Origin of the sequence: Listeria booriae, from assembly GCF_000766865.1 — a bacterium.
Lineage (GTDB): Bacteria > Bacillota > Bacilli > Lactobacillales > Listeriaceae > Listeria_A > Listeria_A booriae.
In genome coordinates, this window is sequence record NZ_JNFA01000030.1 from 59535 (window position 1) to 73629 (window position 14095).

Here is a 14095-nt window from a genome sequence, read left to right on the forward strand (position 1 = left end):
TCAGTAGCTTCATCAAACTGTGCACTTCAAAGGAGAAATTTATCATGAATGTAAAAAAATATCTTGTTACCAGTCTTATCGCTGTTACTGCTGTAGCTACTCTCTTTAACCCAGGTACTGCAAAGGCTGCCGAATCTGAATCTATCACAACTGACGGTAAAATTCGCTTTGTCAAACAGGACGACAGTGCCATAAGTCCACCAGTGAATCCTCTAAATCCCGATCAAACAATCGATCCAGCCGATGGTGAAACCCCTTATCCAGGAACAGGAGGCCCACTTAGTATTGATTACGCCTCTACATTCGATTTTGGAAATCAAGAAATTACAGGTGAAACGAAAGTGTATAATGCTAAATTGGATAAAATAAAAGTAGATGGTTCCGAAATAGAAGTTCCAAATAATGTCCAAATTACAGATAACCGCGGTACAAATAGTGGTTGGCAACTAAACGTATCTCAAAATGGCCAATTAAAAGATGCGGCAGATCGAGAATTAAACGGAGCGAAGATTACAATCAAAAAAGGGACCCCTACAACAAAATCAGATGCTGACATAACAGCGCCCACAGCAAATACAGAAATTAATTTAAATCCTAATGGTGATGCTTCTTCTGTTATGGTAGCTGACACGGAACAAGGGATGGGAAAATGGGTTGATAAATTTGGTGTGGACAATACAGAAGCAGCAGATGCTGTGACGCTAACAGTTCCTGGGAAAAGCGCAAAGTATGCCGACTCTGAATATGCCACAACTTTGACATGGACTTTATCAGATACACCAGAGTAATAAAACACGTTTGTAGATAAGAAAATAACTTAAAATTAGTGTTTTCCTATAAAAAATCTCCTTCACAATACTAGAACTGGATGTAAGCCAGGTTCTATGTGATAGGAGATTTTTTATTTAGACGGTTTCTTTCTTGTTAGTTAGCGGGTGGAATGACACTAATTCCAATATTTCCGCTTACATAGTAAGTTGTTGCTTGTAATTTAACATTCTTACTTAGGTCGAGTGTAGCAATTTGATTATTTTCCACACTCAGGGACTTCAAAGCGACATTTGAGCTTACATCGAGTTGTCTTAATTTGTTATCGTTTAAGGAAAGGTATACCAGTTTAACGTTATGACTCAGGTTGATGTCGGATAATCGATTGTTACCAACACTCAGATTTTCTAACGCACTATTTTTAGATACATCCAAGCTAGTGAGTTGATTTTTAGGAGCACTTAAATACTTCAAAAAAGGGTTCTTTGTAACATCAAGTTGACTTATTTGATTATACATAACGTTTAATTCGTTCAATGCTACATTTTGTGATACATCAATTTTAGTGAAATTATTGAAGCCGATATTTAAAACGATAAGCTTTGTATTTTTACTAATGTCGATGCTTGTTAGTTTATTGGTGCCAAGTTGTAACCAAGTTAATGCAGTATTTTTACTTACATCCATACTGGTTAGACTGTTTTGACCAAGGCTTAGAAAACTTAAAGATGGATTGTTACTGGTGTTTATTGTTGTTAGTTTGTTATCTGGTATTTGAAGTGTATCTAAGCGCGGACAATTTGTCACGTCAATCGATGTTAACTTATTCGCCATTGCATCCACCCAAGTTAGGGCTGGATTAGAACGAAGGTCAAGCGTTGTTAGGTTATTAGAATCTAGATAAAGATCGATCAATTTTGTGTTTTTACTAAGATCAATGGTGGTTAAATTGCCTTTTTGAAATTTTAAATAAGTGAGATTGGTTAAGTAAGTGAGTCCTGTTGCGTCACTTACGGTTTTGTTATTGTAACCACTGAGATTAATGGATTTGAATTGTTCTGCTTCGCTCTGAGTGATTGTATCGTCTACCGTTTTTTCAATTTGTCGTGCAATTTCAGCTGCAAAAACGGGATCAGGAAACAGCTCTTTAATGATACCGAGTGATGGAGGCTTGGGTTCTGGATCAGGTATGATCGTTCCAGGGTTACTCGGATCAGTACTGTTTGTATAGACATTAAATAAATAGTTTTCCGTTTGTTTTTGCCATGTATTATTGTCATTCAATGTGTAGCCGTTGTAAACGTTTTGCACACCTACAATACCGGAGTCTGTTGGGATAAGGATGCGACTGACATTGTCTGGTTTGGTATATTTGATAGCAACTGAAAATTTATCTGTCGCAGTAATTGGTATGGAATTATCAAGCTTTATTGTTTCAGCTCCTATGTCTGCTTTTGTGCCGGATTTCACTTTTGTAAAGCCGTTTAAACCTGTTGTGACACTGGTTGTTGGATTGACATAAATTTCATAGGATACATTTTTTTCTTCCGTTTGGATACTGATGGCATCGATTTTTTCGGATGCTTTTGGTGCGTCAAAAACGTGTGCGATAACTTTACTGCCTGCTGTGGATAGTTGACCACCTCCCATTGTGCGCGCTTCACCATATCGTTTTGAGTAGTTCGTAGCAGGTTCAACGGAAGTAACCGTATACAATTCTTTTGCGCGAAGATAGGCGTCTTCATAGGAAATGTAATAATAACCATTATCACCCCAATTTGCACCCCAGCTATTTTTAGCGATAAAAGCGCCGTTTCGTGCGGGTGGATAGGTGAACTTATTTTTATCAAAACTATCATCCCAACCAACAAGTGTGACCACATGATTAGATGCGCCGACACGTTCTGGTAGCAGGTTCTGCGTGTTATAATCGCCTCTGTAACTACCTAAACCGTCTCGGGCAGAAATAACATTGCCATATTTCTGTACGTTGTTTTTGATTGCGTTTACTCTGTCTGTAATTTCAGTAGCTGTATTCTCTTTATAATTCGTTAGCCCAGGCATCTTAGTGAATCCTTGAACATGAAGTGCCGCAGGACGATTGCCTAAAATAGATAACGGTTGATATCCGACGATTGAGTTTGGAAAAGTGGTTTCAAGAACAGGGCCTTTCCACGTCATCATTTTCTCAAGTACTGGAAAGCTGTCATACCCAGAGTCTAACGCACCACCAACACCAAGCGACCAGTCAAATTTCCCAGTGATGTTAGCTGCGAGTGCATAGTTGAAATAGTTTTCTGCGAGATCGATTTTTATTCCTGTGTTCTTTACATAATTTTGTTCGGTGGCTGCTATGGTTGCAAAGGACCAACAAATATTCCTTGTTTGTTGCTTCACAGGTGTTGTTGTCCCCGTGGCTCTTGGATCAAAAGACGTTGGTAGGTTTTCCGCGAGTGCGTGCGTAGGCCACAAAACCCCGATAGAAATTAGGATTGTGAGAAGCAATGTAAAACTCCCTTTTTTAAAATAATGTGTCATTTTTTAATTCCTCCCTTTGTAAATTTTACTAACGTTTAAAAGATTAACACATTAATATAGCTAAAGCTAATGATTTGGTATTTATTGTGATAGAAAAACGAAGGCTAGCATGCGCAACGGTGCATGCTAGCCTTCGTTTTTAAGTGGCAAAATTATTTTTAATGCAAGTGATAGGTCACAATTACTCGTGATTTTTTGAAATCTTGCTACATTTTTTTCAATATGTCTGGATATCCTATAAATCCCACCAGTCATCAAAACCTAGCAAATCTCGCAGTCGCTTAATATCGGTAATAATCCATGGCTTCTTAGATGACACCAAAATGCCTTCTTCTCGCAATTTCTTCAATACATCAGAAGTATACGTTTTAGATGTGTAGGAGAAATCAGCCAACAAATCGTAAGTTAAGACAGCAGGCAATTGAGCTTCGTTGGGCTTTGTCCGAATACCAGCTTTCACACAGCGAAGTAGCGAAAAATAAATACTATCTTCTGAAGAAAGGCTATATTTTTTTGTTAATACAAAGAGGTCGTAGCGGCTCTCTAAAGCGTAATTTAGCATAATATAGTTTTTTGGATCTTCGGTGATGAGTATTTTTCGCATGTAATCAAAATCGATTTGCCACCATAAAACATCGTTAAGCGCGGTGACGGTATACTGCTTCGGAACTTCTTCGATGAGGATTGGCAAATTAAAGAGTTTCCCTGGCGGAACGATATGGAAATTTTTTGTGTACTCGTCACCAGTGTAGTTATATTTCACATAGCCACTTTCGACTAGATAGCAGTACTTTAAGCTAGTCTCCGAAGTTATAACGGTTCCTTTTGGAATAATGTGTTGCGTGCAATACTGATTAAACCGGGTATCTTTCTTCAATAATTTTAAAATCTTGGAGAAAGAAGCGTAAGAGCGAATCTCATCTTTACTGTACATAGGGCATCAACCTTCCTCTAATCATACTCTATAGAAAATCCGACGTTCTATTCTCTATAGTTAAGTTATAGCACGATTCAAGTACTTTAATAAAACAAATTGTTTTATATAGCCATCTTTCTTTTTTTTTAGTATTTTAGCTTGGAAGAAATGTCATAAAAAGTTCAAGAAAAAGAGCCACAGCATTAGATAAAGTTATACTTAATATAAAAACAAGCCAGAATGTATACCACTAGCTTACTAGATGTGTATTAAAAGAACTCTAGCTGAATCTGGAGAAAAAACATGGAAATACGATACGGTATATACTGGGTTTATTCAAGAAGCGACAGAGCGTAGGTACAGTAAAAGAAGGAGTGAGCGGTCATGAGTGAGTTAGATATAAGTCAAGAACGGTTTTTAGCACAAGAAAATACACGTCGCGAATTTCAAGCCTATTTATTAGAGGATATACCTTATGAAACATGCTATGTAGAGGAAAATCAAGTACTGATCGAAAGAAATAGCTTAGAAGCGTGCGTCTATATCGTGGTATCAGGAGTAGCGTTGGCGAAAAAAGAAAATGTGCCTTTACAATTTTTTGGGCGGTACGCATGCTTAGGTATAGAAAATATCTTTTCACCAGATAAAACCGACACAACCATATTAGCACTAACCAGAATGAAAGTATATAAGTTAACAATAAAAGATGTGTTTACTAGATTACAACAACATGGTGATGGATTTCGCTTGTTGGGAATGATACAAGCGGATCATATCGATACTTTTTTACAACATCATGTAGCATCTAAACTTAGTCATGACAGGGTATGGGATGTACTACTACGATTGAGCTTTTTATACGGTAAAGAAGAAAATCAATGCATCTATACGCCAAAATATTTTTCAAAAAAAATGATTGCAGATTATTTAAATATTAGCTATGGTAGCGTGGCTGCGGCTTTTAGAGCATTAGAAGCAGAGGGGAAACTTCATGATGAGCCGCATGGTATGGTGATTTACAAAGTTTGGACACAAAAAGTTCGTAAAAATATCGCAAATACCTTAAATTCTTAAGTTAGAACCTCTTCATAATCGTGCTAGAATGAGGGTAGTTAAAAAAACGACATAATAATCTCATGTCATTGTGAGATAGCGTCAGGAGTTGATAAAAAGATGTCTTATGTAGAATTATTTGATAAAGATGTGATGCAACGCCAATTTAATAACAATCAACTACTACAGTTATTGTTTGATGATAGTGTCTTTCCGATAAAGCGAAAAAAAATTAAATATCCTAAGAAAACAGTGATTTTAATGGAAAATCAAACGCATGATGCATTGTATTTTCTAGAGTCTGGGATTTGTGCTGGATGGAGAGAGAAACATCTGACACTTTTCTTTGGAGAACATGATGTGCTTGGGATGAATAGCATTTTGCACAATGAGCCGTCGAGTTTAACCGTGACAGCATTGACGAAAGCAGTCGTGTGGGAGTTTTCCAAGCAAGAAGTGATGATGAAGCTAATGCATACACAGGAAGGCGTGTTCTTCTTATACCAGGATGTTCGCGCGGAGAACGCAGATTTATTATTAAAAAATAGTATGCAAGCAGAGGATACAGAAGTTCGGGTGATGGGGAACATCATTCGGTTAGGTCGATTATATGGAGAAGAAAAGCGAGATACGATAAAATTACCGAAAATATTTACTAGAAAGATAATTGCGAACTATTCGAATACAACGGTGACGACGGTGTATCTTTTGTGTAAACATTGGATGGAACTAGGAGTGTTGGCTCCAGATTTACAGCTTTGCGTGAATAAACCTGCGGTGAGAGAAATGATGACGATTAAGGAATTATTATAGCAACATCCACATAAGAAATGGAGGTTTTCTGCATATGCAACGAATGGCAATTATCATGGACACTAGTTAAGGATAGTGGGATGAAAGGATACGAAAGGAGTCAGGCAGCGAAACAAAGCGACTTCCAGTATCGATAACTAGAAGTATTCATGACAAAAAATTGAAACAAGAGGAGATTATAAATATTATGACGAAGCATCAAACAATGAAAAAAGTAGCAATGGCAGTTATCGCAGCGAATGTGGTAGCGAGCACGGTGATTACAGCAATGCCAGGAGTTAGTATGGCAGCGGAGAATGGTACGGAAGCTGGAAATAAGGCGGAAATGAAGTTAATGGGAGGCCTAAAGGCTAACCAAAACTTATTAGTCAACCCAGAATTTAACGGATTTACAGGGTGGAGTATAAGTAAAGAGGGATACGACCATAACTCAACTGCTATAGCGAATGGTGATGGGTCTATGGATACATCTGTGCCTTACGATACTGAGGCACTATATGCTTCTCAAATAATTCCTACTGTAGTGGGACATAAATATCGTGTTAAAGGTACAATTACTAATCTAAATGGAAATGGAAAATACCAATTTTATGCCGCAAAACCATCTAATGGTGCCGTGATAGGTGGATCTGGTGGCTGGCAAAATTGGTTTTCTGTTACCGGGACTAAGAATGGTGATTTTGAATTCACTGCTGTGGAATCAACTACCACCATACAAATGCTGGGGGGAACTTGGAATAAATCTGTTGGGAAAATACGTTTTTCTGACATAAGTGTATCTGATATTAGTACCATTGAAACTACTACATTAGAGGGTGTTAACACTTCATCAACTAATGTAAATGGAGTGGGAGAAATAGGTGGAACAGTAACTATTAAGAATACAACAACAAACACAACATTGGGGACAACAACCGTTGGCACCAATGGAGCGTACAGTTTAAATATACCAAAGCAAGCTTATGGTTCTAATATTAGTGCAACAGTTTCAGCATTAGGTTTAACTTCTACTGCAACTCAAACCGTTACGCAAGCGGCAATTGTAACCCCAACGATTAACCCGATGACAAGTAAAAGTGGTACGGCATCAGGAACAGGTGAACCGGGCGCAACACTCACATTCAAAGCAAATGGTGTGAATTATCCAACAACCGTTGGCACAAACGGTACTTGGAGCATAACTATTCCAAAACAAGCAGGGAATTCAGTAGTAGAAGCAACATCTGTATTGAACGGTGTATCAAGTGCCAAAGCAACTGCGACCGTTGCGTATGAAGGCCCAAATACACCTGTCCTAAATAACGTAACCAACACATCCACCAAAGTAACTGGAACAGGCGATCCAGGCAATACAATCACGATTAAAGTAAAAGACAATGGCAATGCAATTTCCTACACAGGAACGATTGATGATTTTGGTGAATTCTCAGTGAACATTGATACTCCAAACGCAGGCGCAACAGTGGAAGCCATCGCAAAAGATAAAGACGGCGCATTAAGCGATATCGCAAGCAAAACCGTCCTTGATGTGATTGCTCCAGATGCTCCAAGTGTTAATGCAGTCAAAGATACGGATACTACTATTTCAGGTAAAGGAGAAGCCAACTGTGACGTGACCGTGAAATTACCATCTGGCGGAACAGTAGAAGGCCACACGAATGTAGACGGAAACTTTACGGTTGCTATTCCAAAACAAGCGATCGGTGCGAATATCGAAGTATCCCTTACAGACGCTGCAGGCAATAAAGGTGCTGCAACAAAGGTAACGGTACAAGCCGATACATTAGCGAACCCAACGGTTGATCGTGTATCTAATCAAGATACAAAAGTGACAGGAACAGGTGTCGCAGGCGCAACGGTTGTCGTGAAAGCGAACGGTATTTCTTACACGGATACGGTGAAAGCAGATGGCACGTACGAAGTAGCGATCGCGAAACAGACAGCCGGTACAAGCGTATCTGTTGAACAAAACAAAGCAGGTAAAACAAGTGGCTCTGTAACAACGATCGTTCAAGACGATGCAGTACCAACAGCACCAACAGTTAACACGATTAAAGACACAGATACAGCGATCACTGGAACAGGAACAGCAGGAAATCTGATTACAGCTAAAATTGGAAGTGAGACCTATTCCGCAACAGTCGCAACAGACGGTTCTTACAGCATCACGATTCCAGCACAAACAGGCGGTACCAATGTCGATGTTTCTGCTAAAAACACAGCAAACGACAAAGTCAGTACAGCAGTTCAAGTCACAGTAATCGACACAACATTAGGTGCACCAACGATTGATGGTGTCAACACATCTTCTACAACGGTCACTGTCAATGGAGAAAAAGGCGCAACGATTTCTTTACGTCTAACAGATGGTACAATCCTAACAAAAGTAGCCGATAACACAGGTAAAGCGGTTATCAGCATTCCAAAACAAGTAGCGGGCGCTATTTTAACAGCGACACAAACTGGTGCGAACGGCAAAGCAAGTACTGCAGGATCCGTAACAGTAACAAGTAATGCATTAGCAGCACCAAGCATCCAAGATTACTACGCAGGCGCTGGTTATGTGACAGGGAAAGCTCCAGCAGGCGCAAGCAAAATCGCGCTCTATGTCAACAACCAATTAGTTCGTTATGGCGCGATTGACGGCAGTGGCAACTACCAAATCTATGCCGCAGATAACGCAAAAATGAACACAGCAGGAACAGCATTCCAAGTCGTAGCACTCGATGCAGACGGTAACATGGGTGTCAAAGCGAACGCAACAGTACTAGCAAAAACAGCCGCACCAAGCATCCAAGAGTACTATACAACAGACGTATATGCGAAAGGAACAGCGACTGGCGCATCGAAAGTAACCCTTTATGTGAACGGTAAAGCCGTTCGTACAGCAGCGGTTTCTAACGGTAGCTACTCTATCTATACAGGTGATCAAGCAAGTCTAGCCATAGCAGGCAACACATTCCAAGTTTCAGCAAGCAATGCCGCAGGTATCGAGAGTGCAAAAACAACGGCAACAGTGAAGTCTAAACTAACGGCACCAGTCATTAATAAATACGTGGCAACGGATGCCTATGCACGTGGAACAGCTTCTGCAGGATCGAAACAAGTCGTATTGTATGTGAATGGTAAAGCCGTTCGTACAGCAAATGTTAATGCCGATGGTACGTATTCGATCTACACTGGCGACCAAGCGAGCTTAACTACCGCAGGTAACACATTCCAAATCTCAAGTAAAGATGCCGCAGGAAACGAAAGTCCAAAAGCGACAGGAACTGTCGTATCCGCATTAGCAGCACCTACCATCGCAACTTACTATGCAACAAATGTCTATGCAACAGGAACAACACCAGCAGGCGCATCGAAAGTGGCTCTTTATGTAAATGGTAAATTTGTTCGTTACGCAGCAGTAACAAACAATGCATATTCCATCTATACAGGCGACCAAGCAAGCTTGGGCGTTGTAGGAAACACATTCCAAATCGCAGCAGTAGACGCAAAAGGAACGATTGGAACAATGGCAACAGGAACCGTACAAGCTGACAACCGTGCCGCATCGAAATTAACAACAAATGGTTATAACATGGCAACCGATCAAACAGCGAACGGAACAGCAGGAACAAGCATTGCGCGTGTTAAAATCTCTGTAAACGGCGAAGTAAAACGTCAAACAACTGTGTCAGGTGGCGCATACGCTATCTATGCTAAAGATATCATTACAGCAACAAGTGATGTGGTAGAAATCATCGGTTATGATGCCAATGGTTACGAAATCAATCGTGTCACAGTACCAGTAACAAACGCAGCGCCACAAACATATGCATTAACAGCAAATCCGTACAATACAACAACCAATGAAAATGTAACAGGAACAGCGGATGCAGGAATCACACGTGTACAACTTGTAGTCAATGATGTCGTTGTTCGCGCAACAGCAACAGCAAGCGGCGCGTATGCGATTTATGCAAAAGATGCAATTAAATCAGGCGATAAAGTAGAAATCGTTGGATTAGATAGTGGAAATGTAGAACGTAACCGTGTCAACGTAACCGTATCCGATGCTCTACCAGCAACGTATAACGTTACAGCAAATCAATACAACATCTTCTCTGGTGAAAACGTAACAGGAACAGCAGATGCAGCCGTAACACGCGTGAAACTAGTGGTTAATGGGACAGATGTACGCACAACAGCAACATCAGGTGGCAGCTATGCGATCTATGCCCAAGACCAAATCAAAACAACAAGCGACGTTGTTCAAATCGTTGCATTGGATAAAGACGGTGTCGCACGTAAAACAATCAATGTAGACGTAGTCAACAATAATCCAGCAGCAAAAACAATCACACCAGCAGATTACACCATTGGTACAGATAACATTACAGGCACATTTGGTTCTGATGTGAAGAAAGTGCAACTATTTGTGAACGGCGCGTTTGCTCGTCAAGCAGCCATCACAGGTAACGCCTTTACTGTCTATGCAGCAGACAAAGTAACATCCGCAACACAAACAGTAGAAATGGTAGGCTTTGATAGCTCAGGTGCAGAAATTGTACGTCAAGCCGTTACTGTGAAATAAGAATAAACGTAGCGCTTCTCTTCTTGTACACGCAAGAAGAGAAGCGTCCTTTAAAAAAATGACGAAGGTGGAGACATATGAAAAAATTATTAATCGTAGGTTTAACAATCGGAACATTACTAGGCACAGCAGCATGCACCAACAATGACGCGAGCAACGAGACCAAAACAACGCAAACAGAAACACAAAAAGAAACGAAAAAAAGCGAAGTCAACCAAGTGAAAACAATCAATGATATGGCCATGAAAATAACAAGCGATGACATTGTAAAAGACGATACGTTGAAGAAAGACCAATCGTTACTCGCTGTTCATTTTGATATTAAAAACAATGGAAAAGTAGACAACGGCGTTGGAGCTGGTGATTTTTATGTGAAAGACGCGAATGGCAAAAAATATCTGATGACAGGGCACGAAGACAACTTTGGTGATGTTATTAAACCTGGAAAAGAGCTCAAAGGTATCGGTTATTATGCGATTCCCAAAGATGCTAAAAACTTAACAATGGTTTATGACAAAGCAGTAGACACCTCTAAAAATGAGAAAACATTAGAATGGTACATCGGTACACCAAAACAAGCAAAGTAAGGTGAGAAAACGTGATGATTAACCAAAACCTACAAGCAAACAAAGTGTTTATGTTCAGTTCTGTACATGTTTGGTCCGACACCCGCATCTTTTTTAAAGAAGCCATGACACTCGTAGATAACGGATTTACAGTGGATTTTCACGCGGTGGACGGGCCTAACGCCTGTACCGTAGAACCAAATGCACAGCTGCAGATGCAACTACTTCCCCGAGGCAATAAACTAGCGCGACCAAAGCGTTGGCGAGAACTTTACCAAAAAGCCCTAGCCTCCGATGCCCTCTATTATCATTTTCACGATTTTGAACTCCTTTTTCTAGCCCCAAAGATTAAAAAACGCAAGCCAAATTGCAAAATTATTTATGATATGCATGAAAATTTCCCTGCGATGTTGCGCACGAAAGAATGGATACCCGCATTAGCGCGCAAGCCATTGTCAAAAGTATTAGCATCGAAGGAAAAGAAGTGGATGCCAGCGTGTGATGCGGTTATTTTTGCAGAAACATCGTATAAAAAACACTATGAGCAAGTAGATGTTCAGAAAGTGGACATTTTGAACCTACCGACATGGCAAGAAGAAATGCGAGCGACAAAAGAAGAGCGATTTACGTTTGTATATGTCGGTGATATTGTGCGTGATCGCGGCGTTTTCGATATGTTGGCCTTGGTGCGAACGTTGAAAGATCGCGGGCATTCCGCTGTTCAATTGAAATTAATTGGACCGATGCAACCACAGGTGGAACAAGAAGTCACGGAGTATATCCGCAAGTATGGATTGGAAGACACGGTGATCACCTATGGACGAATTCCTTACACCGAGATTTGGCAACAGTATGCTAGTGCGCACGTAGGTCTGTGTTTGTTACATCCGATTCCTAACTATATGCATTCTTTAGCGACCAAGCTATTCGAATATATGGCGGCAGGCCTACCTATTTTAGCGACAGATATTCCAGATTGGAAAGCGTTGCTGGAAACGACAGATACGGGGCTTACCGCAAATGTCTGGAACGCAGAAGAGGTGGCAGAGCAAGCAGAAAAACTGATGCGAGATCCAGCCTTGCGCCAACATTTTGCTCTTCGTGGACGGAAAGCTTTTGAAACGATGTACAACTGGCAAACAGAGGCAGATAAATTGGTGCATTTATACCGAAATCTTCATTGTTAAGGTACTTGAATAATGCCACAAAAATGTACCATTTAAGGAATGATTTTAGCCAATTCTATTTTTTTGAAACTGTCACAGAATATCTAAAAATGATGGCAAATAAGAGCTTAAAAGTTTTAATAGAGACAAAATGGCAGTCCTAAAGATACAGCTGGTTGAATATAATTTTTGATATGTAACAACGATTGAATAGGCGTAAAAAACACGACATCTAAAGCAGGTTTATACTAGTCTTATTCAAAGAACAGCAGGAGGAAAAAAATGAATAAAGAGAGGGGGTGGAAACGTAGAATAACGGATTCCAAGCAGAAACTGGAGGTGCTTTTTTGACAAAGATTTCATTTAGCGATTTGGGAAAAGTCATGAAGAAGTATTTATTTCTTCTCCTTTGTATCCCATTGCTAACGACAGGATTAGTATATACGGTGGAAAAGGTGATCGTACCACAAGAATATACAGCGACGACACAATTACTTATTACAGCGGATAACACGTCGAAGGACGGGCAGTCATTTGATGATTTACGATCGAGTATCCAGCTCATCGGTACATTTTCCACAACGATTCAAAGTGAGAAAGTAAAACAAGAAGTAGCAGAGGATTTAGGAATGGAGCAAGTGGACGAAGACATTAGCGTTATTACGGATCAAAATTCCCTCTATTTCACGGTGAATGTAACTGGAACCGATGAAAAAGAAGCGGTAGCTGTTGCGAATACGCTTGGTAAAGTCGTCACGAAAGATTTTCCAACTTTGTTTAGTGGTATGAGCGTACACGTCATGGAAAAAGCGACAACGGCTAATCCAGAACCGATAACATTCCAACTTATTCTTGGGTTTGTATCGGGTCTAATGGCAAGCATCATCCTCGCGTTTTCGATTCTACTGTTTAGCTCGATTATTACAAAAGATACACAGTTACGTGATCTAGGGTTAACAGTACTTGGCGACACACCATTTAAAAAGTTGCGGAAGGAGGATTTTAAATCATGAGACAGGATAAATCTTATTTTTTACCCATCATTACGGATCAGCAAGATGCATTTATGACGGAGCGATTTCGAGCAATCATGACCAACTTGCAATTTATGAAAACAGAAGGAAATGAAGCGCTACAAAGCATCGTGTTTACTTCCGCACATAAGAGTGAAGGAAAAAGCTTCTGTGCCTTGAATTTAGCAGTTGCTTATGCGAGACAGAATAAACGGGTGCTACTCATCGATGCGGATATGCATAAACCGAAGTTATCAGGCCAGTTTCGATTACGTTATGCAGAAGGTTTATCCACGATTTTAAGTAATCAAGAGGACCCGTTAAAGTATATCGTTGAGACGGAGGAGCCAAACCTGAGTGTGTTACCATCGGGTGCGATACCCCCGAATCCATTGGAGTTGCTAAATACCACGCGAACGCAAGAGATGATTGCGATTTTTGAAGAGGCATATGACTTGGTTATTTTTGATACACCTCCTGTACTACTTATGAATGATAGTCGAATACTCGGTCACTTTTGCGATGGTGTGGTGTTAGTTGTTCGAAATGGTGCCACGAAGCAGAAGGATGTGGAGACGTCGATTGATTTGCTGACGCGAGCGGAGGGTCGTTTGATTGGAGCCATTTTAAATGGGAAGAAATATGCAGCTAAAGAGTTGAAGACTTATTCTTACTACTAAACGTTA

10 protein-coding genes are annotated in these 14095 nt (G+C 40.2%); 8 read left to right on the forward strand and 2 right to left on the reverse strand.

What is annotated here, in order from left to right; translation table 11 throughout:
• Positions 1–44 precede the first annotated feature (44 nt).
• The gene (locus EP57_RS14935; RefSeq protein WP_036088000.1) at positions 45–788 is read left to right on the forward strand and encodes a WxL domain-containing protein; all 744 of its coding nucleotides are present in this window, start codon (positions 45–47) and stop codon (positions 786–788) included.
• 136 nt (positions 789–924) lie between these two features.
• On the opposite strand, the gene EP57_RS14940 is transcribed toward EP57_RS14935, so the two are convergent.
• Both EP57_RS14940 and EP57_RS14945 read right to left on the reverse strand, forming a co-directional pair.
• The gene (locus tag EP57_RS14940) at positions 925–3306 is read right to left on the reverse strand and encodes a C1 family peptidase (RefSeq protein ID WP_036088002.1); all 2382 of its coding nucleotides are present in this window, start codon (positions 3304–3306) and stop codon (positions 925–927) included.
• A gap of 235 nt (positions 3307–3541) precedes the next feature.
• Positions 3542–4240, reverse strand: coding sequence for a Crp/Fnr family transcriptional regulator (locus EP57_RS14945; RefSeq protein WP_036088003.1), 699 nt, complete (start codon positions 4238–4240; stop codon positions 3542–3544).
• A 366-nt stretch (positions 4241–4606) separates the two neighbouring features.
• Here EP57_RS14945 and EP57_RS14950 point away from each other — a divergent pair, with 366 nt between their 5' ends.
• The 7 genes from EP57_RS14950 to EP57_RS14980 all read left to right on the forward strand — a co-directional run bounded on the left by EP57_RS14950 (position 4607) and on the right by EP57_RS14980 (position 14089).
• On the forward strand, positions 4607–5296 hold the full coding sequence (locus tag EP57_RS14950; RefSeq protein WP_036088004.1) for a Crp/Fnr family transcriptional regulator: 690 nt from the start codon (positions 4607–4609) through the stop codon (positions 5294–5296).
• Positions 5297–5395: 99 nt separating this feature from the next.
• On the forward strand, positions 5396–6088 hold the full coding sequence (locus tag EP57_RS14955; RefSeq protein WP_036088006.1) for a Crp/Fnr family transcriptional regulator: 693 nt from the start codon (positions 5396–5398) through the stop codon (positions 6086–6088).
• Between the two features lie 187 nt (positions 6089–6275).
• Positions 6276–10664 (forward strand): beta strand repeat-containing protein, encoded by a 4389-nt coding sequence (locus EP57_RS14960; protein ID WP_036088008.1) that lies wholly within the window; start codon positions 6276–6278, stop codon positions 10662–10664.
• A 77-nt stretch (positions 10665–10741) separates the two neighbouring features.
• Entirely contained in the window at positions 10742–11251 is a 510-nt protein-coding gene (locus tag EP57_RS14965; RefSeq protein ID WP_036088009.1) for a DUF4352 domain-containing protein, read from the forward strand.
• 14 nt (positions 11252–11265) lie between these two features.
• On the forward strand, positions 11266–12417 hold the full coding sequence (locus EP57_RS14970) for a glycosyltransferase family 4 protein (protein ID WP_036088011.1): 1152 nt from the start codon (positions 11266–11268) through the stop codon (positions 12415–12417).
• Between the two features lie 326 nt (positions 12418–12743).
• Positions 12744–13409 carry a YveK family protein gene (locus EP57_RS14975; protein ID WP_036088013.1) on the forward strand — a complete coding sequence of 222 codons (666 nt, stop codon included), beginning with the start codon at positions 12744–12746 and terminating at the stop codon, positions 13407–13409.
• Entirely contained in the window at positions 13406–14089 is a 684-nt protein-coding gene (locus EP57_RS14980; RefSeq protein WP_052167713.1) for a CpsD/CapB family tyrosine-protein kinase, read from the forward strand. Before EP57_RS14975 ends, EP57_RS14980 begins: the two co-directional genes overlap by 4 nt.
• The last annotated feature ends 6 nt before the right edge of the window (positions 14090–14095 follow it).

Bases quoted from the DNA above. Each gene is read 5' to 3' on its own strand.
- EP57_RS14970 (WP_036088011.1), top strand. From the start codon at position 11,266: ATGATTAACCAAAACCTACAAGCAAACAAAGTGTTTATGTTCAGTTCT.
- EP57_RS14945 (WP_036088003.1), bottom strand. From the start codon at position 4,240: ATGTACAGTAAAGATGAGATTCGCTCTTACGCTTCTTTCTCCAAGATT.
- EP57_RS14960 (WP_036088008.1), top strand. From the start codon at position 6,276: ATGACGAAGCATCAAACAATGAAAAAAGTAGCAATGGCAGTTATCGCA.
- EP57_RS14935 (WP_036088000.1), top strand. From the start codon at position 45: ATGAATGTAAAAAAATATCTTGTTACCAGTCTTATCGCTGTTACTGCT.
- EP57_RS14950 (WP_036088004.1), top strand. From the start codon at position 4,607: ATGAGTGAGTTAGATATAAGTCAAGAACGGTTTTTAGCACAAGAAAAT.
- EP57_RS14955 (WP_036088006.1), top strand. From the start codon at position 5,396: ATGTCTTATGTAGAATTATTTGATAAAGATGTGATGCAACGCCAATTT.
- EP57_RS14940 (WP_036088002.1), bottom strand. From the start codon at position 3,306: ATGACACATTATTTTAAAAAAGGGAGTTTTACATTGCTTCTCACAATC.
- EP57_RS14965 (WP_036088009.1), top strand. From the start codon at position 10,742: ATGAAAAAATTATTAATCGTAGGTTTAACAATCGGAACATTACTAGGC.
- EP57_RS14980 (WP_052167713.1), top strand. From the start codon at position 13,406: ATGAGACAGGATAAATCTTATTTTTTACCCATCATTACGGATCAGCAA.